Source organism: Streptomyces sp. DH12 (assembly GCF_020873895.1).
Lineage (GTDB): Bacteria > Actinomycetota > Actinomycetes > Streptomycetales > Streptomycetaceae > Streptomyces.
The window spans coordinates 1-429 of the sequence record NZ_JAHWGT010001276.1 but is presented as its reverse complement, the minus strand read 5'-3'; the positions used below and the strand labels follow the sequence as shown (position 1 = coordinate 429).

At 75.1% G+C, this 429-nt stretch carries 1 protein-coding gene; it reads right to left on the bottom strand.

Annotated features, from left to right (window positions below):
• Positions 1-429: fructosamine kinase family protein (locus LPA54_RS39655; RefSeq protein WP_228985250.1), on the bottom strand; the 429-nt coding region annotated here is incomplete at both ends.

Below are 429 nucleotides of genomic sequence, written 5' to 3'. Positions count from 1 at the left end.
AGCGTGGCCCGTTCGTGTGCGGCGGCGCCCCAGTCGGGCTCGAACTGGGCGATCACGGCCAGGTGCTGACGCAGCTGGAGGACCGGCATCCGCTCCCGCCAGCCCGCGTCGAGACCGGTCAGCTCCGCGTACCGCTCGAAGAACACCCGCGCCTCGGGCGGCGGCGCGGTCGTCCACAGATGGGCCAGGTCCACCTCGGCCCAGGTGTACGACACGGCCGGGTCGATCAGCGCGGGCCGGCCGTCGGGGGCGGCCATCACGTTCTGCGTCCACAGGTCGCCGTGGGTCAGACAGGCGGGCCGGTCCGGCAGCAGCTCGGGCAGCCGGTCGCACAGCCGCTCCAGCGCCTGCCGGTCGGCGGCGTCCAGCGCCTGGCGTACCCGGGGCTCCTCCAGCCAGCGCAGCAGCCGGTGCCGGGCGAAGAACTCG